18 protein-coding genes are annotated in these 17267 nt (G+C 70.2%); 11 read left to right on the forward strand and 7 right to left on the reverse strand.

The window, feature by feature from the left end:
- Nucleotides 1-20: 20 nt before the first annotated feature.
- The gene (locus tag ABB22_RS05075) at nucleotides 21-1103 is read left to right on the forward strand and encodes a S41 family peptidase (RefSeq protein ID WP_152984044.1); all 1083 of its coding nucleotides are present in this window, start codon (nucleotides 21-23) and stop codon (nucleotides 1101-1103) included.
- A gap of 10 nt (nucleotides 1104-1113) precedes the next feature.
- Here ABB22_RS05075 and ABB22_RS05080 read toward each other — a convergent pair whose 3' ends face one another.
- A complete protein-coding gene (locus ABB22_RS05080; protein ID WP_057505104.1) occupies nucleotides 1114-2340 on the reverse strand; it encodes a multifunctional CCA addition/repair protein in 1227 nt (408 codons plus the stop codon).
- 109 nt (nucleotides 2341-2449) lie between these two features.
- Complete coding sequence (locus ABB22_RS05085) at nucleotides 2450-4396, reverse strand: transglycosylase SLT domain-containing protein (RefSeq protein ID WP_057505078.1); 1947 nt, start codon at nucleotides 4394-4396, stop codon at nucleotides 2450-2452.
- A 185-nt stretch (nucleotides 4397-4581) separates the two neighbouring features.
- Between ABB22_RS05085 and ABB22_RS05090 the strand changes: the two genes are divergently transcribed.
- Together ABB22_RS05090 and ABB22_RS05095 are read left to right on the forward strand one after the other, a co-directional pair.
- Nucleotides 4582-4989: an ExbD/TolR family protein gene (locus tag ABB22_RS05090; RefSeq protein WP_057505079.1), complete on the forward strand. Its 408-nt coding sequence runs from the start codon at nucleotides 4582-4584 to the stop codon at nucleotides 4987-4989.
- Nucleotides 4990-5121: 132 nt separating this feature from the next.
- Complete coding sequence (locus ABB22_RS05095) at nucleotides 5122-6000, forward strand: EamA family transporter (RefSeq protein ID WP_057505080.1); 879 nt, start codon at nucleotides 5122-5124, stop codon at nucleotides 5998-6000.
- Between the two features lie 94 nt (nucleotides 6001-6094).
- Here the strand turns inward: ABB22_RS05095 and ABB22_RS05100 are convergent, their stop codons facing one another.
- The 4 genes from ABB22_RS05100 to ABB22_RS05115 form a co-directional block, all read right to left on the reverse strand.
- Nucleotides 6095-6832 (reverse strand): endonuclease/exonuclease/phosphatase family protein, encoded by a 738-nt coding sequence (locus ABB22_RS05100; protein ID WP_200911411.1) that lies wholly within the window; start codon nucleotides 6830-6832, stop codon nucleotides 6095-6097.
- 70 nt (nucleotides 6833-6902) lie between these two features.
- Nucleotides 6903-7736 (reverse strand): thiol:disulfide interchange protein DsbA/DsbL, encoded by an 834-nt coding sequence (locus ABB22_RS05105; RefSeq protein ID WP_057505081.1) that lies wholly within the window; start codon nucleotides 7734-7736, stop codon nucleotides 6903-6905.
- Between the two features lie 119 nt (nucleotides 7737-7855).
- On the reverse strand, nucleotides 7856-8503 hold the full coding sequence (locus ABB22_RS05110; RefSeq protein ID WP_057505082.1) for a thiol:disulfide interchange protein DsbA/DsbL: 648 nt from the start codon (nucleotides 8501-8503) through the stop codon (nucleotides 7856-7858).
- Nucleotides 8504-8592: 89 nt separating this feature from the next.
- Entirely contained in the window at nucleotides 8593-9378 is a 786-nt protein-coding gene (locus ABB22_RS05115; RefSeq protein WP_055772216.1) for a c-type cytochrome, read from the reverse strand.
- 125 nt (nucleotides 9379-9503) lie between these two features.
- On the opposite strand from ABB22_RS05115, the gene yihA reads away from it, so the two are divergent.
- Entirely contained in the window at nucleotides 9504-10130 is a 627-nt protein-coding gene (gene yihA, locus ABB22_RS05120; RefSeq protein WP_057505083.1) for a ribosome biogenesis GTP-binding protein YihA/YsxC, read from the forward strand.
- A 378-nt stretch (nucleotides 10131-10508) separates the two neighbouring features.
- On the opposite strand, the gene ABB22_RS05125 is transcribed toward yihA, so the two are convergent.
- Nucleotides 10509-11213 (reverse strand): VIT1/CCC1 transporter family protein, encoded by a 705-nt coding sequence (locus tag ABB22_RS05125; protein ID WP_057505084.1) that lies wholly within the window; start codon nucleotides 11211-11213, stop codon nucleotides 10509-10511.
- A 288-nt stretch (nucleotides 11214-11501) separates the two neighbouring features.
- Between ABB22_RS05125 and ABB22_RS05130 the strand changes: the two genes are divergently transcribed.
- The 7 genes from ABB22_RS05130 (at nucleotide 11502) to fghA (ending at nucleotide 17225) form a co-directional block, all read left to right on the forward strand.
- Nucleotides 11502-12920 carry a glutamate--cysteine ligase gene (locus ABB22_RS05130; protein WP_333783565.1) on the forward strand — a complete coding sequence of 473 codons (1419 nt, stop codon included), beginning with the start codon at nucleotides 11502-11504 and terminating at the stop codon, nucleotides 12918-12920.
- 53 nt (nucleotides 12921-12973) lie between these two features.
- Nucleotides 12974-13609: a glutathione S-transferase family protein gene (locus ABB22_RS05135; RefSeq protein ID WP_057505086.1), complete on the forward strand. Its 636-nt coding sequence runs from the start codon at nucleotides 12974-12976 to the stop codon at nucleotides 13607-13609.
- Nucleotides 13610-13761: 152 nt separating this feature from the next.
- A complete protein-coding gene (locus ABB22_RS05140; protein ID WP_057505087.1) occupies nucleotides 13762-14004 on the forward strand; it encodes a hypothetical protein in 243 nt (80 codons plus the stop codon).
- A 516-nt stretch (nucleotides 14005-14520) separates the two neighbouring features.
- Nucleotides 14521-14796, forward strand: a complete 276-nt coding sequence (frmR, locus tag ABB22_RS05145; protein ID WP_055772201.1) for a formaldehyde-responsive transcriptional repressor FrmR — start codon at nucleotides 14521-14523, stop codon at nucleotides 14794-14796.
- 141 nt (nucleotides 14797-14937) lie between these two features.
- Complete coding sequence (locus tag ABB22_RS05150) at nucleotides 14938-16047, forward strand: S-(hydroxymethyl)glutathione dehydrogenase/class III alcohol dehydrogenase (protein WP_055772198.1); 1110 nt, start codon at nucleotides 14938-14940, stop codon at nucleotides 16045-16047.
- Between the two features lies 1 nt (nucleotide 16048).
- The gene (locus ABB22_RS05155; RefSeq protein WP_057505088.1) at nucleotides 16049-16387 is read left to right on the forward strand and encodes a DUF3658 domain-containing protein; all 339 of its coding nucleotides are present in this window, start codon (nucleotides 16049-16051) and stop codon (nucleotides 16385-16387) included.
- A gap of 7 nt (nucleotides 16388-16394) precedes the next feature.
- Nucleotides 16395-17225, forward strand: coding sequence for an S-formylglutathione hydrolase (gene fghA, locus ABB22_RS05160; protein WP_057505105.1), 831 nt, complete (start codon nucleotides 16395-16397; stop codon nucleotides 17223-17225).
- Nucleotides 17226-17267 lie beyond the last annotated feature (42 nt).

The following is a 17267-nucleotide window of genomic DNA, read 5'->3' on the forward strand; positions in this document are numbered from 1 at the left end:
TCCATGGGATGGAAACCACGATGCGCAGGAAGCAGAACGGTGTGATGGCGTGGGTCACGCTGGCGGCGATGCTGGCCCTGCCGGCCGCGGCGACCCCGGTGCCGTCGTTGCCGGCGCGGGAACAGATGCTGGGCCTTCTGGAGCACAAGGCGCTGTATCGCGACCGGGTCGACTGGGCGGCGCTGCGCCGCGATCTTGCCGCCAGCGACGATCCGGACCGGCAACGCAGGCTGCTGTCCGATTCCATCAACCGCGCGACCGCCGGCCATGGCAGGTGGATGTCGGCCGAAGAGGTGCGCGAGGGATACCGGAAGCGGGCAGCGGGTTCGGGCATGACTCCGGCTGCCGCTGCCACCGAAGGACCGCAGGCTCACCCGATCGACGCCCGACTCGGTCTGATCAGCGTTGCTCCCTACCTGTCCGACCCCGGTCTCCCGCGCGCTCGGCAGCGGGCCGCCGAGCGCCAAGAGGCGCAACGCCTGCAGGACATCCTCTGGCGCCAGGACGACGGCAGCCGCTGCGGCTGGATCGTGGACCTGGGCGACAACACCGGCGGCAATATGTGGCCGATGCTGCTGGGCGTCGGTCCGTTACTGCGTGGCGACGCCGATGGGCCGGATGTGGTCGGGCATTTTTTCGACGTTGCCGCGCTGCAACCCTGGCGTTACCGGGAGGGCGCGGTGTGGGTGGGCGATATGCCGCTGCTGGCGGCGGACGATGCGACCCGCCGCCTGCGCAGGCCGGACGCGCCGGTCGCGGTGCTCCAGTCCGGCCGCACCGCCAGTTCCGGCGAGGCCATCGTGCTGGCGCTGCGCGGACGCCCGCGCAGCCGCAGTTTCGGCACGCCGACCATGGGCTATTCCACGGGAAATTCGCTGGTGACGCTGGTCGATGGCAGCACCCTGCTGCTGACCGGCACGGTGATGAAGGACCGCAACGGCATCGGCGACGGCAGCCGCATCGTTCCCGATGTCATCGCGGCGCAGCGCGCCGAAGCGATGCGGCGGGCGCAGGAGTGGCTGCTGGCGCAACCGGCCTGTAGCGGGAAACCGACGGAAAAAGCGGGGCCGGGTGCGCGGCTCCCGTGGAAAAGGGCACCCTGACCCGGTTTTCCTATGCCCGGCGTGCCGCGCCGATCGCTTCGATCCGTGCCTTCTTCACCGCCTCGCCCACCGCCGGACCGCTCAGGCCCGCGGCGGCGAGGTCGCGCGCGTTGATCGCCAGCGCCGCGGCATGCAGGCGCTGCAGCGTGGCGCGCTGTGGATAGTCGCTGTCCTCGAAGCCGAGCCGGCCGCGCTTGTCGCATTCGCAGGCCAGTGCCATCTGCGCGATGCGTTCGGGGCGGCGGAAGCCATCGCAGCGCTGGATGAGTTCCAGCACGGTGGCATCGCGCAGTTCGTCGATGCGGTGCACGTTGAGGTGTTCGCGGCACACCGCCTCGGCCAGCTGGCGGTGGTCGGCGGGTATCTTCAGGCGTTCGCACAGCGCCGCCAGCGGCTTCAGGCCGCGCTGTTCGTGCATGACGTGGCGCGGCAGCTGGTCGGCCGGGGTGAGCGCCTTGCCCAGGTCATGGGTGAGCGCGGCGAAGCCGACCAGGTCGTCGCCCGGCGCCAGCCGCGCGGCCATGTCGCTGACCATCTCCTGGTGCACGCCGGTATCCACTTCCGGGTGGAATTCGGCGCGCTGCGGCACGCCGTACAGCGCCTCCACCTCCGGCAGGATCGACGCCAGCGCGCCGGTGTCGTGCAGGGTGCGCAGGAACGCCGAAGGCCGCGGCGAGCGCAGCGCCTTGCGCAGTTCCTGCCAGATGCGTTCGGGCACCAGCGCCCCCAGTTCGCCGCTGGCGGCGATCCGCCGCATCAGGTCGGCGGTTTCCGGGGCGAGGGTGAAGCCCAGCGGCGCGAAGCGCGCCATGAACCGCGCCGCGCGCAGCACCCGCAACGGGTCTTCGACGAAGGCCGGGCCGACGTGGCGCAGCACGCGCGCCTGGATGTCGCGCATGCCGCCCCATGGATCGACCAGGTCGCCGCTTTCCTCGTCGCGGGCGATGGCGTTGAGGGTGAAATCGCGGCGCTGCAGGTCCTGTTCCAGCGTCACCGAAGGATCGGCGTCGACCACGAAGCCGCGGTAGCCGCGCCCGCTCTTGCGCTCGGTGCGCGCCAGTGCGTGTTCCTCGCCGGTACGCGGATGCAGGAATACCGGGAAGTCGCGCCCCACGGCCTTGAACCCCTGCGCTTCCATTTCCTGCTGGGTGGCGCCGACCACCACCCAGTCGCGGTCGCCCGCTTCCAGCCCCAGCAGGGAATCGCGGACCGCGCCGCCGACGAGATAGATCTTCATGCGCGACATCATGCGTGGAAACGCCATGATGGCAAAACCGCGCACGGCCTCCCGGCCGTGCCAGACGGCGCCCGCTGGGCGCTGCCGGGTGCGTTGCCTCTGCGCGTGCCTACGGTGCCGGGCAGGCGAAGCCGCGCGATGGCGGTCCGACGCGGCCGGCGATGCGGTCGCCCAGCGGCACCGCCTTGCCGTTGAGGCGCCAGTCGTAGATCACGCTGAAGGCGAGTACGCGGGCGACGTACTCGCGGGTCTCCTTGTAGCTGATGGTCTCGATCCAGAAATCCGGATCGAAGCCCGGGCGCTGCGACTGCCAGCGCGCGGTCGGCGTGGGCCCTGCGTTGTAGGCAGCGATGGTCACGTAGGGCAGGCCGTTGTACTTGTCCAGCAGCTGCCGCAGGTAGGCGCTGCCGATGGCGATGTTGGTGTCCGGGTCGTACAGGCTGGCCGCGCCGCCATAGCCGCTCAGGCCGATGCGCTTGGCGACGCCGGCGCCGGTGGCGGGCAATACCTGCATCAGGCCCATGGCGTTGGCGGGCGAGCGTGCGTTCGGGTTGAAGGTGCTTTCGGCGCGGATCTCGGCGGCGATCCAGGCCGGGTCCAGGGCGTTGCGCGCGGCTTCGCGGCGGATGGTGTCGTCGTGGTACAGCGGGAAGCGCAGTGCGTACAGGCGCATTTCCTGCGCCCCCTTCAGGCCGAACACCGCGCGGTCGAACCAGCCGCCTTCGCCGGCCACTTCGACCGCCAGGCGGCGCTGGGTGTCGTCGAACCGCGACAGCGCGTCGGCCCATTCGCGCGCGGCCCAGGCGGCGCGGTCGATGCGGAACAGCTCCAGCGCCCGCACCAGCGCCGGATCGCGCGCCACCGCCGCGCGCGCCTGCGCGCTGTCGCCCGGGTCCCAGGGGCAGAGCGCATAGGGCTGCTGCAGCTTGTCGGCGGCGAGGAAGCCATGGAAGGTCGGCTCGCCGGCGACGGCGCGGTAGAGCGGCATGGCCTCGGCCGCCTTGCCGGTCTTCTCCAGCAGCCGCGCCTCGAACCAGCGCCAGCGCGAATCGCCGCGCTGGGCGGCGGGCATCGCGCGGATCGCGGCCAACGCCGAAGGCCAGTCGCCGCGCGCCATCGCCTCGCGCGCGCGCCATTCGTGCAGGCGTTCGTCATAGGCCGACGCCGGCACCGCCGCCAGCCGCCGCGCCGAATCGGGCAGGTAGGAGGCCACCGTCCACAACGCGATCTGGTAGCGCACCTGGGCCTGCTGCGCATCGCTCAGGCCCAGCGCCTGCGCGTACTGCGGCAGCTGGCGTTCGGTGGCGTCGGGATCGGTCCGGGCCAGTTTCTCCAGCCCGTCGGTGGCGATGCGGCGGCTGCGCTCGGTCTTCGGCCAGTCCAGTGCGCGCGCGTCGGGCTTGTCGACGAAGGCGGCGTAGGCGTTGGCCTGCGCCAGCTCGGCGGCGGGCAGGCCGCGCGCCGCCGAGCGCATCACGCCCGGCTGCTGCGCATCGGCGGCCGCATCGATGCGCTCCCAGCGCAGCGCCGGCGTCAGTCCGCCACGGTCGGCGAGGGCGGCGAACACCGGGTCGCAGGCATCGGGCAGGGACTTGCCGCTGCCGCGCCACAACGCCTGCGCATCGCCGGTCCACTTCGCATCGGCCTTGCCGGTGGCCAGGCGTGCGTTGAGTTCGGCGCACTGCAGGCCCGGATCGTTGCTGGGCTGCCAGTTGGCGAGCAGGGCCGGCCAGTCCTGGCGGCGCGCCAGCGCGGGCAGCCAGACCGCGCGGAACGCATCGGCCACGGCCTGGCCCTGGTAGCGCTTGAGGAAATCCAGCGCCTGCGGCGTGTCCACCGTATCGATGCCGCGGCGCAGGGCGCTGTATTCGAGCCAGCCGTACAGCGGATGGCTGCGCAGGCTGGCGCTCGCGGCGGCGTCGAACTGGCCGCGCTCGGCGTTGTCGATGGCCATGCGCATGGCCGGGCGCTGGGCGTCGAGGGTCTGCGCGCCGGTGCCGGTACAGGCCAGCAACAGGGACGCGGCGAAAGGCAGCAGGCAGGTATTCCGTTTCATCGGCAAAGCATAGCCGGGCCCCCGTCAACATCGTCGCGGCGATGCCGGCCGGCGCATGAACGCATCGGACATCCCCGGCACGTTCCGAAACCGCGGCTGAACATCGGCGGGCCTAGCCGGCGGCCAGGTCAGGCCGCGGCGTAGTGTCGGCGATGGGGCGCGCCGCCCCGCCGAAGGAGCGGACCATGGCATTCAGTGCAGCAGGAAGTTCCGGACCGATCGCCGACATCAATGTCACGCCGCTGGTGGATGTGATGCTGGTGCTGCTGATCATCTTCATCGTCACCGCGCCGCTGGTGTCGTGGCCGATCCCGGTGGATCTGCCGCAACGCACGACCACCGTGGTGCCGCGCGTCGAGCCGCCGCCGCCGATCGAGCTGCGGGTGGATGCCGCCAACCAGCTCAGCTGGAATGGACAGGCGCTGCCGGTCGCCGCGCTGCAGGCGCGCCTGCAGGAACAGGCCCGGCTGCATGCCGGCAACCTGCCGGAGCTGCGCATCGCCACCAGCCCGGACGCCGCGTACGACACCATGGCCAAGGTGCTGGCGGCGGCCAACAACGCGCACATGGAGCGCATCGCCTTCGTGCAGTAATGCCGCCGCCGCGGGTCGCCCGCAGCCGCGGGTGGCCCGCTACGCCCATCGGGGCTGGGCAGCGGCGCCATGGGCTGTCCGCAAGCCGCGACAAAGGCGCTACGCGACGGCGTGGCGCCCTACACTATGCGCATGCAGACCTCCCGATTCGCGCCGCTGTGGCCGGTGTTGGCGGTGCTCGGCTCGGTGACGTCGCTGGCCATCGGCACTTCCTATGCCAAACATCTTTTCCCGTTGATCGGCGCGCAGGGCACCAGCGCGCTGCGCGTGGGTTTTTCCGCGCTTTTCCTGCTGGCGCTGTGGCGGCCGTGGCGCTGGCACACCAGCCGCGCCGATGGCGCGACGATCCTGCGCTATGGCCTGACGCTGGGCCTGATGAACCTGCTGTTCTACATGGCCCTGCGCACGATCCCGTTCGGCATCGCGGTGGCCATCGAGTTCACCGGGCCGCTGACCGTGGCCATGCTGTCCTCGCGGCGCCCGGTCGATTTCGTCTGGGTCGGCTGCGCGGTGGCCGGGCTGCTGCTGTTGCTGCCGTTGAGCGGCGGTCCGGCGCTGGACATGACCGGGGTGCTGTATGCGCTCGGCGCGGCGGCCTGCTGGGCGCTGTACATCGTGTTCGGCAAGCGCGCCGGGCACCTGCATGCCGGGCATACGGTGTCGCTGGGACTGGTGGCCGCGTCGCTGGTGGTGGTGCCGGTGGGGGTCGCCCATGCCGGCGTGGCGCTGCTGCAGCCGTCGATCCTGCTGGCCGGCCTGCTGGTGGCGGTGGTCTCCAGCGCGATCCCGATGTCGCTGGAGATGATGGCGCTCAAGCGCCTGCCCAAGGAGACGTTCGGCATCCTGATCAGCATGGAGCCGGCGGTGGCCGCGTTGTGGGCCCTGCTGCTGCTGCACGAACAGCTGAGCGGACTGCAATGGCTCGCGATCGGTTGCACCGTGCTGGCGTCGGTGGGCAGCGCGGCGACCGCGCGCCGCCCGCCGCCGGCGGCGGCCGCCGTGGTGACGTGAACCCGTAAGGGCGAGGCCAGGCCTTGCTGGATGCTTTCCCGGGCAAGCTTCAGCCGGGCGTTGCCAGGTTCTACCGAAGGATATGCCGCTGACGCTACCGCAGGCTGTCGCCGGGGACCTCGACCTGCATTTCCACCGCCAGATGGTCCGAATGGGCGGCGGCGACCGCGCCGGTCTCGAGCGTGCGCAGGCTGTCGCTGATCAGGATGTGGTCGATGGCCCGTTCCGGGCGCCAGCTTGGGAAAGTCGGCACCAGGCAGCCGGGGGGCTGCAGCCGCGTCTTGCGGTAGAGCACCTGCATTTCCGGGCGTTCGGCCTTGCAGTTGAAATCGCCCATCAGCACCGCGTTGGGATAGTCCGACAGCAGGTCGCCAATGAAGTCCAGCTGCGACAGGCGCGAACCCACGCCCAGCGACAGGTGGGCCACGGCCACCGCCAGGCCTTCGCGGCCGTCGCCGAAGCGGGCCAGCAGCACGCCACGGCCGCCGATGCGGCCGGGCAGGGCGTGATCCTGGACTTCCACCGGTTCCAGCCGGCTGAGCAGGCCGTTGGCGCTGGAGGCGACGCCGCCCATGCGCCGGTTCGGCTGGTGGCTCCAGTAGTTGAAGCCGGCGCGCTGGGCCAGGTAATGGGTCTGGTTGGTGAAGCCCGAGCGCAGGCTGCCGGGGTCGGCCTCCTGCAGGCCGACGATATCGCGGCCGCTGGCCAGCCTGGCGATGGCGTCCAGGCTGGAGCGCTTGCTGCCCGACGGCAGCGCGTGCGACCAGCTGCGGGTCACGTAATCGCTGTAGCGGCGCGTGCTGGAGCCGGCCTGGATGTTGGCCGTGAGCAAGCGCAGGGTGTGGGTGGGGGATTTCACGGCGATGGAACAAGGGCCTCGCGTCGACGAGGCCCTTCATACCTTACTTGGCGTTGGCGGCGCGTTCGCGTGCGATCAGGTGGTCGGCGATGCGCAGCATGTCCTCGTAGCCCTTGCCCTTGACCAGGTACTTGCCGGCGACGATCAGCGACGGCGTGCCGCCGATCTTGCTGCGCTGGGCGAACTGCTTGGCGCGGTTGGTCTTCGCCACCACCGAGAAGCTGCCCATGGTGTCGGCGAAGGTCTTCGGGTTGACGCCGTACTTGCCGTAGAAGTTGGCGATGTCCTCGACCGAGTCGCGGCCCAGCTCGCCCTTGAGCGTATGTTCGATGTGGATGGCCGAGTACAGCGCGTCGTGGGTCTTCTCCTGCACGCCCAGCGCCTCGGCGGCATAGAAGGCGCGGCCGTAGTCGTCCCACATGCTGCCGAACATGGCCGGCACGTAGACGAAGTTGACGTCCGACGGCAGGCCGGCCTTCCACGGCCCGATCAGCGGCTGGAAGCGGGCGCAGGCCGGGCAGACGTAGCCGAAGACCTCGGCCACTTCGATCTTGCCGGTCGCCGGCTGGATCGGCTGGCCGCCTTCGATGACGACGTAGTCGGTGCCGGCGACCGGCTCCGGGCCGACCAGGCGGGCCTGCGCCGGCACCGGCGTGTTGGCGGCGGCCGGTTCGGCGGCGGCTTCATCGCCAGCCGGGGCCTGCGGCGCGGCGGCGTTTTCGCCCTCGGCGGCGGCCGGTGCGGGAGCGGCTTCAGTCGCCGCAGCCGGCTGCCCGGCGGCGGCCGGCGCCATGGCGTCGGTGGAGCCGTCCTGCGCCTTGCAGGCGACCATGAGCGGAAGCAGGGCCGTCAGGGCCAGTACGAAGCGGATCTTCATCGGTGGATCTCCAGCGGGGATTCGTCGGGTCGTCAGGCCGCCGGCGGCGACCGCGGGGCGCATGATGACATTATGTGCGGCAGCGGCTGAACCGGTTCGCGGAACGCTCCGGAACGGATTCAGCGACGCCGGGCGGCGGCGCGCTCGCGTTCCACCAGGGCACTGGCGATGCGCAGCTGGTCCTCGAAGTTGCGGCCCTTGACCAGGTACTTGCCGTTGACGATCAGCGCCGGCGTGCCCGGAACCTTGACGCGCATGGCGAAGGCGCGCGCGGCCTTCACCTTTTCCTCGACCTGGTCGCTGCGCAGTGCATCGATGTAGCGCTGCGGCTGCACCCCGTAGGCGGCATAGAAGGTCGCCAACTCCTGCGGCGATACGTTCTGCATCGGCAGGCTGCGCTGCTCGTGCAGGGCCTTGAACACGTCGGCGTGGCTGCGCTTGAGCACGCCGGTCTGCTCGGCGGCATAGAAGGCGCGCGCGTAGGCGTCCCAATGGCCGCCGAAGGCGGCCGGCACCGCGGTGAAGCGCACGTCGGCCGGCAGCCTGGCCGCCCATACTTCCAGCAGCGGCTCGAAATGGGCGCAGTGGATGCAGGGATAGCCGAACACCTCGACCACCTCGATCTTCCCCGCCAGCGGCGCGAACGGGCCGGGCTCGGCGATCGCCTCATAGTCATGGCCTTCCACCGGCGCGGCGCTGTCGGCGGCGCAGGCCGTCAGCGGCAGCAGGGCCAGCAGCAGGAGGAACAGTCGCGGGAAATGTCGCATCGGGGGTCTCCAACCGAAAAAGAGACGCCGACCGCAGGGGTCGGCGTATCCGGGAACAAGGTCCTTCGTCGCCGTGGCGACCGGCACCATCAGGGCTGCGAGGGCGCCGAGGCCACGGCCACGTCGTCGGCCCGTGCATGCAGGCCCTGCACGTAGCTGGACAGCGCCTGGATTTCCTGCTCGGTCAGCTTGCCCGCCACCTGGGCCATGATCCGGAACTGCGACGGATCGGTCTCGTGGGTCTGGCCAGCCTGGTAGTGCTGCAGGCGCTGGGCGACGTAGCCGGCGTGCTGGCCGCCGATGTGCGGGTAGGCCGGGCCGGGGTTGCCGGCGCCGCTCGGGCCGTGGCAGGCCATGCAGGCCGGGATCTCGCGGCTGGCGTCGCCGCTGCGGTACAGCTTCTGGCCGATCTCGTAGAACTTCATGCCGGCGTACGGGCCGTCGGCGATGGCCATGTCGTCGGCGACGCCGGCGCCGGCCTTCTGGCGGGCGAAGAAGGCGCCGATGTCGCGCATGTCCTGCGCGGTCATGCCCTGCACGAACGGCAGCATGGCGGCGACCGCGCCCTCTGTGCGCTGGCCGCCGGCGATCAGCGCCAGCTGGCGGGCGATGTAGCGCTCGCTCTGGCCGGCCAGCCGCGGATACATCTCCACGGCGGAATTGCCGTCGGCGCCGTGGCAGGCGGCGCAGGTCTGCGCCTTGCCTTCGCCGGCTTCGGCGTCGCCGGGCAGGGTCTTGCTGAGGTCGATTTCCAGCGGCGCGGTCTGCACCGGCGCGTTGTCGGGCACGGGCGTGACCGAACTCTGCGCGAAAGCGACGACGGCAATCAGCGGAATGGCAAGGGCGGAAACGGCTAAGACACGAGCGTGGCGCATGCAGAAGCTCCGTGTGGAACGGGCCGGGCGGGTCCGCGCGGCATCGACCGGATTATCCATGCCGTTTCATGGCAGGGTCAACGCACGGAGCGGCAGGGGAGGCCGCTCCGTGCGATCCTATGCCCATGTCACAGCTCCTAGAACGCGCCCGCTACCTGCTTTCCGCCCACAATGCCCGGCAATTGCCGCCGGACGAGGGCGCCGAAGTGGCGTTCGCCGGTCGCTCCAATGCCGGCAAGTCCAGCGCGCTCAACGCGCTGACCCGCCAGAACGCGCTGGCCCGCGTCTCCAAGACCCCGGGCCGCACCCAGCAACTGGTGTTCTTCCAGGTCACTCCGGATGCCCACCTCGTCGACCTGCCCGGCTATGGCTACGCCAAGGTGCCGTACGAACTGCAGGCGCACTGGCAGGCCTTCATCGACAACTATTTCCGCACCCGCGAGGCGCTCAAGGGGCTGGTGGTGGTGATGGACATCCGCCATCCGCTCAAGGACTACGACCGGCAGATGCTGACCTACGCGGTGCAGCGCGGCCTGCCGGCGCACGCGCTGCTGACCAAGGCCGACAAGCTCGGCCGCGGGCAGCAGGCGCAGACCCTGCAGAAGGTGCGCAAGGAGCTGGCCGATGCGTTCGGCGACTCGGTGAGCGTGCAGACCTTCTCCGGCGAGTCGAAGCAGGGCGTGGACGAGGCCCGCGCGGTAATCGGCGGCTGGCTGGGACTGAATCCGCCGGCGGACGGTACCCGGGCGTAAGCCGTCGCGCTCCCGCATGCGGGAGAGGAATGCGGACGGGACGCTGGACCGGTCGGTCTGCTCCTGATCTGGGGGCGATATGTGCTTCGGCCTTTGGCATCGGCCGTCAGTGGCGGGAATCCGCCCGGCGCCCGGGTCGACGCTTCTGGCCGGGCGCTCCAGCGTGGCGATGCCGTCGGACGCGGCAACGCCTGCGACGAAATGTCGCAGGCGTTGCGGGGCGCCACGGCGTTGCGCGACAGCGGGCAAGGCGATTGCGGTAAGCCCAGCTCCGCTGGCCGGATCCTGCCGGCGGGCGGCAACGGCCGGCGACAGTCCTGTGGCCGCGACCGATGGGGCATCCAGCTCGCCGCGCGTCGGCAGTCGGCCGGCGCGCCTTCAGTCGGCGAGGTGGGTATCGAACAGGGTGCCGATGGCCGCCGCCGCCGCCATCGCCAGCGCGCCCCAGAACATCACCCGCAGCGCGCCACGCAGGCGCGGCGCGCCGCCGGCATGGGCGGCCATCGCGCCGGTGATGCACAGCCCGATCAGGGTGGAAACGGTGGTGATCTGCGCCACGTGCGCATGCGGGGCGAGCAGTGCGGTCAGCACCGGCAGGGTCGCACCGGCGATGAAGGCGCCCGCCGAAGCCACGGCGGCCTGCAATGGCCGTGCGCGCAGTTCCTCGGTGATGCCCAGTTCGTCGCGCGCATGCGCGGCGAGCGCATCGTGGGCGGTGAGCTGCACGGCCACCTGGTGCGCCAGCTCGGGCGACAACCCGCGCCGCCGGTAGATGCCGGCCAGTTCCTCCAGCTCGGTATGCGGGTCTTCGTGCAGTTCGCGGCGTTCGAGCGCCAGATCGGCATGCTCGGTATCGGCCTGCGACTGCACGGACACGTATTCGCCCGCGGCCATCGACATGGCGCCAGCGACCGTGCCGGCCACCCCTGTGGCCAATACGGTCGATGCCGGCGCGCCGCTCGCGGCGATGCCGACCACCAGTCCTGCGACGGAGACGATGCCATCGTTGGCGCCGAGCACGGCCGCGCGCAGCCAGCCGACGCGCTCGGAACGATGGACTTCCTTGTGCGGGGATCGTTTCATGCCGGCCAGTGTAGGGCGGCGCGCCCGCCGCGGCTGGAATGACTCGCAGCTGCGGCTGCGAACGAGGGTCAAGTCGCCGCCGGTGGGATGCTGAAAACCGTCACCGCGACATGCCGGCAATAAGCGCCGCGATATAGTGCGCGCTTGGAAGCGGTTCGCGATCCATCGCGGGCGAGGGCCGGTGGCCCGTGGCGGAGCCGAGCAAGCGCAGCGTATGGAGATACGCGCATTGCCGGCCCCGGACGGGGCGCAGGGACGAGCGCGACGGACCGCGGGCCGGTTCTTGTGATGCCGGGGGCAGGCCCCCATTTTCCGCCCAGCCAGAACACTGCGAGCCAGCCCTTGTCGAGCCCCAGCCACGTCGCCGATACGCCCATTACCGACCGCTCGCAGCTGGTGGAGGCGATCGCCTCAGGCGAGAAGCCGCGCGTGCAGTGGCGCATCGGCACCGAACACGAGAAGTTCGGATTCCGCCTGGACGACCTGCGCCCGCCGGCGTTCGAAGGCGAGCGCGGCATCGAGGCGCTGCTGACCGGGCTGACCCGTTTCGGCTGGGAGCCGGTGCAGGAAAACGGGAACACCATCGCCCTGCTGCGCGACGGCGCCTCGGTGACGCTGGAGCCGGCCGGTCAGCTGGAGCTGTCCGGCGCCGCGCTGGAAAGCATCCACCAGACCTGCGTGGAAACCGGCACCCACCTCAACGAAGTGGCGCAGGTGGCCGGCGAACTGCAGCTCGGTTTCCTCGGCATGGGCTTCCAGCCGAAGTGGACGCGCGCGGACATGCCGTGGATGCCCAAGGGGCGCTACCAGATCATGAAGAGCTACATGCCCAAGGTCGGTTCGCTCGGCCTGGACATGATGACCCGTACCTGCACGGTACAGGTCAACCTCGATTACGCCAGCGAAGCGGACATGGTGAAGAAGTTCCGCGTATCGCTGGCGCTGCAGCCGATCGCCACCGCGCTGTTCGCCGATTCGCCGTTCACGGAAGGGCAGCCGAACGGCTACCTCAGCTACCGCTCGCACATCTGGACCGATACCGACGCCGACCGCACCGGCATGCTCGATTTCGTGTTCGAGGAGGGCTTCGGCTACGAGCGCTATGTCGACTACCTACTCGACGTGCCGATGTACTTTTCCTACCGCGACGGCATCTATCACGATGCCAGCGGCAAGTCGTTCCGCAGGTTCATGCGCGGCGAGCTGGACGTGCTGCCGGGCGCGCTGCCGACGCTGCGCGACTGGTCCGACCACATGACCACCGCCTTCCCGGAAGTGCGGCTGAAAAAATACCTGGAAATGCGCGGCGCCGACAGCGGCCCATGGAGCCGCATCTGCGCGCTGCCGGCGTTCTGGGTGGGGCTGCTGTACGACGATGCCGCGCTGGACGCGGCCTGGGACCTGGTCAAGGATTTCAGCCTGGCCGAGCGCCACGTGCTGCGCGACGGCGTGCCCAGGCACGCGATGAACCTGCCGTTCCGTGGCGGCAGCGTGCGTGACCTGGCGCGGCGCGCGCTGGAGATCTCGCGCGAAGGCCTGCGCCGCCGCGCCGCGCTCAACCATGACGGCCAGGACGAGACCCGCTTCCTCGACGTGCTGCAGGAGATCGTCGACTCTGGCAGGACCGCCGCCGAGCGCAAGCTCGACCTGTTCCACGGCGCCTGGGGCGGCAGCGTGGACCCGGTGTTCGGCGAGTTCGCCTACTGATGCGGCATCGCCCGCGTTGCTAGACTGCCGGCTCCTTTCCTGGAGACAGGCGCATGGGCAGCACGGCGGACGAGATCGCCTTCTACACCCACCCGCAGTCGCGCGGCCGCATCGTGCGCTGGATGCTGGAGGAAACAGGCCAGCCGTACCGCACCGAGGTACTGGGCTATGGCGAGAGCATGAAGTCGCCGGCGTACCTGGCCATCAACCCGATGGGCAAGGTGCCGGCCATCGTCCATCGCGGCGTGGCGGTCACCGAGGCCGCGGCCATCTGCAGCTATCTGGCCGATGCGTTCCCGCAGGCCGGGCTGGCGCCGGCGCTGGACGATCCGCTGCGCGGCAGCTATTTCCGCTGGCTGTTCTTCGCCGCCGGTCCGGTCGAGGCCGCAGCCAGCGCCAAGGCGTTCGGCCTGCTGGCGCCACCGGAGAAGGCGGGCATGGTGGGCTACGGCAGTTTCGAGCAGATGGTCGACACGCTGGAGCAGGCCGTCGCCGGCGCCGCGCCGTGGCTGCTGGGCGAGCGTTTCAGCGCGGCCGACGTCTACCTGGGCAGCCAGGTGCTGTGGGGCATGATGTTCAGGACCCTGCCCGAGCGTCCGGCGTTCGCCGAGTACGGCGCACGCCTGCGCGCGCGCCCGGCATGGCAGCGCGCCAGCGCGCTGGACGACGCGCTCATTGCGCAGCAGTGAACATCGCCGGCGGTTGTCGCGCCGCGGCTTGACCCCGGTCAGGGCGGACAGCGGCGCGGGCACGCAGTATCCGGTGGGCGGGCACGGTGCCCGCCGCCGGGACGGCCATGGGGCGGGCCACCGGTCGCGTGCTTCGCCCCGGGAGTATGTCGATGACGCAATTCAGGATTTCCCTGTCCGGCACCGAGCCGGACCTGCAGGTGCTGGAAGACGCACTGCAGGACGCCGATCCTTCCGTCCTGCTGGACATCGAGCCGCTCAGCCGGGTGCTGCGCATCTCGACCCTGCTGGACGAACACAGCCTGCTGCCGGCACTGGGCCGCGGCGGCCTGTCGATTTCCGCCGCGCAGCTCGAGCGCGTGCCCTCGGAATGCTGCGGCGGTTGCGGCGGCTGAGCCGCCGCGGCGCGACGGCTCGGGCCGGGGCCGGCACGCGGGCGCCACGCGTGCCGGCCCCAGGTCCTGGTTCGACGATGCGGACCTGATGCATCCGCTGGAAAACGGGCCTGCCGCCCGCGGTGCGATCCTGCGCCGCGCAGGATCGGACGGGTGCGTGGTCTGCCGCTGTCTGATGCTTTCCGTGCAGCGAAGCCTGGAAAGGCCGGGGTGATGGTTGCCGGTCATCCCGCCATGCGGCCGCCCTTCGGTGCCGGCAGCGACATGCCGGTGGGCGCCTCCGCAGGGCATCTGCGGGAGAGGGGCGTCCCTTCCGGTGCCGTTCCCCTGCCGATGACCGGGCTGCTGGCGCGGCGCGATGAGCCGTTGCCGGCGTGCCGCGACCGCTGAAGGCGCGATCCCCTCACGTTTTTCCTGCCATGGGCCGGGCTCCACCCGGTGGGGCGTCGCCCGCGCCGCTGGATGCCGGATGGTTTTCCAATATACTGTCCCCCAGTACAGGATAGGAGCGGATGCGTGCCGCATTCCCCCGAGGAAAAGAAGAAGGTGCTGGCGCGGGTGCGGCGCATCCGCGGGCAGTGCGATGCGCTGGAGCGCGCGCTGGAAGCCGGCGCCGACTGCGGCCCGGTGCTGCAGCAGATCGCGGCCATCCGCGGCGCCGTCAACGGGCTGATGTCCGAAGTGATGGAGGCGCACCTGCGCGAGGAATTCGGCCAGCCGGCGCAGTCGGCCGCGCAGCGCGCCGCGCGCGTGGCCGAGATGTCCGGCCTGATCCGCTCCTACCTCAAGTAGGGGCGGCTCCAGCCGCGACGGGCTTTCGCGCCGCCTGCAGGGGGCTGATGCGAACGCCGTGCCGCGACGGAAGCCGCTCCTGCCCGAATACCGGTGCGTGCCGATGCACGCGCCATCGAACAACCGCTACAGGAGAACACCATGAAATCACGTGCCGCCGTCGCCTTCGGTCCCGGCCAGCCGCTGCAGATCGTCGAGATCGACGTCGCCCCGCCGAAGGCAGGCGAAGTGCTGGTGAAGATCACCCACACCGGCGTCTGCCATACCGACGCGTTCACCCTGTCCGGCGACGATCCGGAAGGCCTGTTCCCGTGCGTGCTGGGCCATGAAGGCGCCGGCGTCGTGGTCGAGGTGGGCGAGGGCGTGACCTCGGTGAAGCCGGGCGACCATGTCATCCCGCTGTATACCGCCGAGTGCGGGCAGTGCCTGTTCTGCAAGAGCGGAAAGACCAACCTGTGCACTTCCGTGCGCGCCACCCAGGGCAAGGGCGTGATGCCGGACGGCACCAGCCGCTTCTCCTACAACGGCGAGCCGATCTACCACTACATGGGCTGCTCGACGTTCTCCGAATACACCGTGGTGGCCGAGGTCTCGCTGGCCAAGGTCAATCCGGAGGCGAACCCGGAGCATGTGTGCCTGCTCGGTTGCGGCGTCACCACCGGCATCGGCGCCGTGCACAACACCGCCAAGGTACAGGAGGGCGACAGCGTGGCCGTGTTCGGCCTCGGCGGCATCGGCCTGGCGGTGATCCAGGGCGCGCGCCAGGCCAAGGCCGGCCGCGTCATCGCCATCGACACCAATCCGTCCAAGTTCGAGCTGGCCCGGCAGTTCGGCGCCACCGACTGCGTCAACCCGAAGGATCACGACAAGCCGATCCAGCAGGTGATCGTGGAGATGACCGGCTGGGGCGTGGACCACAGCTTCGAGTGCATCGGCAACGTCAACGTGATGCGCGCGGCGCTGGAATGCGCGCACCGCGGCTGGGGCCAGAGCGTGATCATCGGCGTGGCCGGCGCGGGGCAGGAAATCTCCACCCGCCCGTTCCAGCTGGTGACCGGTCGCAAGTGGATGGGCACCGCCTTCGGCGGCGTGAAGGGCCGCAGCCAGCTGCCGGGCATGGTCGAGGATGCGATGAAGGGCGACATCGAGCTGGCGCCGTTCGTCACCCACACCATGGAACTGGAGCGGATCAACGAAGCCTTCGACCTGATGCATGAAGGCAAGTCGATCCGTTCGGTGGTCCACTACTGAGATGAATGCGATGTTCGATAAAGAGGGATTGGCCGCCGCGCTGGCCGGCATGGACGATAGCCAGGAAGCGCGCGAGGCGATCGAGCGGCTGCAGGAGCCCGATCTGGTGAAGATCGATCGGTTGATCCTGTCCTCGCTGGACCGGGCATGGAAGAAGGCGGGCTTCGTTACCGCAGGTGTGTTGATCGCCGCGCCCGACGAGTACGAGGATATTCCGGAGGCGTATTACGCTTCGCGTATCCGCGCCCTGGCCCACGCTTCGCGGATCGAAGTGAAGGGTGACCTGGAAGTGTTGAAGACCTGCGAGATCCGTCTTTCGACTGCATCGGGAGCCGACTGAGATGACGATGGAACGCCTTGAACATCGCGCCTGCTTCGGCGGCTGGCAGGATGTCTACCGGCACCGTTCGGAGGTGCTGGGCTGCGACATGAGCGTCGCCGTCTACCTGCCGCCGCAGGCCGAAAGCGGGGCGAAGCTGCCGGTGCTGTACTGGCTGTCGGGCCTGACCTGCACCGAGCAGAACTTCATCACCAAGGCCGGCGCGCAGCGCTACGCCGCCGAGCACGGGATCATCCTGGTCGTGCCCGATACCAGCCCGCGCGGCGACGACGTGCCCGATGCGGAAGGCTACGACCTGGGCAAGGGCGCCGGGTTCTACCTCAACGCCACGCAGCAGCCGTGGGCGTCGCATTACCGGATGTACGACTACATCGTCGACGAGCTGCCGGCGCTGGTCGAGGCGCATTTCCCGGCCAGCGACGCACGCGCGATCAGCGGCCATTCGATGGGCGGTCATGGCGCGCTGCTGATCGCATTGCGCAACCCGGGCCGCTACCGCAGCGTGTCGGCGTTCTCGCCGATCGTGGCGCCGTCGCAGGTGCCGTGGGGCGAGAAGGCGTTCTGCGCCTATCTCGGCCAGGACCGGGAGGCATGGCGGCAATACGACGCCACCGCGCTGGTGGCCGATGCCGGCGAACGCCTGCCGTTGCTGGTCGAGCAGGGTGGGGCCGACGAGTTCCTCGACACCCAGCTGCGCCCGCAGCTGCTGCGCGACGCCTGCGCGGCCGCCGGCCATCCGCTGCAGCTGCGGCTGCGGCCGGGCTACGACCACAGTTATTACTTCATCGCCAGTTTCATCGGCGAGCACATCGCCCACCACGCCCGCGCCATGGCCTGAGCCGGCGCGGGCAGAGTGGAAAAGCGCGCGGGTCGTCGCGCT

The organism is Stenotrophomonas nitritireducens (assembly GCF_001431425.1).
Classification (GTDB): Bacteria; Pseudomonadota; Gammaproteobacteria; order Xanthomonadales; family Xanthomonadaceae; genus Stenotrophomonas; species Stenotrophomonas nitritireducens.

Coding starts and splice junctions, on each gene's coding strand:
- ABB22_RS05150 (WP_055772198.1), top strand. CDS start 14,938: ATGAAATCACGTGCCGCCGTCGCCTTCGGTCCCGGCCAGCCGCTGCAG.
- ABB22_RS05085 (WP_057505078.1), bottom strand. CDS start 4,396: ATGAAACGGAATACCTGCCTGCTGCCTTTCGCCGCGTCCCTGTTGCTG.
- ABB22_RS05075 (WP_152984044.1), top strand. CDS start 21: ATGCGCAGGAAGCAGAACGGTGTGATGGCGTGGGTCACGCTGGCGGCG.
- ABB22_RS05090 (WP_057505079.1), top strand. CDS start 4,582: ATGGCATTCAGTGCAGCAGGAAGTTCCGGACCGATCGCCGACATCAAT.
- ABB22_RS05110 (WP_057505082.1), bottom strand. CDS start 8,503: ATGCGACATTTCCCGCGACTGTTCCTCCTGCTGCTGGCCCTGCTGCCG.
- yihA (WP_057505083.1), top strand. CDS start 9,504: ATGTCACAGCTCCTAGAACGCGCCCGCTACCTGCTTTCCGCCCACAAT.
- ABB22_RS05105 (WP_057505081.1), bottom strand. CDS start 7,736: ATGAAGATCCGCTTCGTACTGGCCCTGACGGCCCTGCTTCCGCTCATG.
- ABB22_RS05155 (WP_057505088.1), top strand. CDS start 16,049: ATGAATGCGATGTTCGATAAAGAGGGATTGGCCGCCGCGCTGGCCGGC.
- ABB22_RS05095 (WP_057505080.1), top strand. CDS start 5,122: ATGCAGACCTCCCGATTCGCGCCGCTGTGGCCGGTGTTGGCGGTGCTC.
- ABB22_RS05125 (WP_057505084.1), bottom strand. CDS start 11,213: ATGAAACGATCCCCGCACAAGGAAGTCCATCGTTCCGAGCGCGTCGGC.
- ABB22_RS05135 (WP_057505086.1), top strand. CDS start 12,974: ATGGGCAGCACGGCGGACGAGATCGCCTTCTACACCCACCCGCAGTCG.
- ABB22_RS05130 (WP_333783565.1), top strand. CDS start 11,502: ATGCCGGGGGCAGGCCCCCATTTTCCGCCCAGCCAGAACACTGCGAGC.
- ABB22_RS05080 (WP_057505104.1), bottom strand. CDS start 2,340: ATGAAGATCTATCTCGTCGGCGGCGCGGTCCGCGATTCCCTGCTGGGG.
- ABB22_RS05115 (WP_055772216.1), bottom strand. CDS start 9,378: ATGCGCCACGCTCGTGTCTTAGCCGTTTCCGCCCTTGCCATTCCGCTG.
- ABB22_RS05140 (WP_057505087.1), top strand. CDS start 13,762: ATGACGCAATTCAGGATTTCCCTGTCCGGCACCGAGCCGGACCTGCAG.
- fghA (WP_057505105.1), top strand. CDS start 16,395: ATGGAACGCCTTGAACATCGCGCCTGCTTCGGCGGCTGGCAGGATGTC.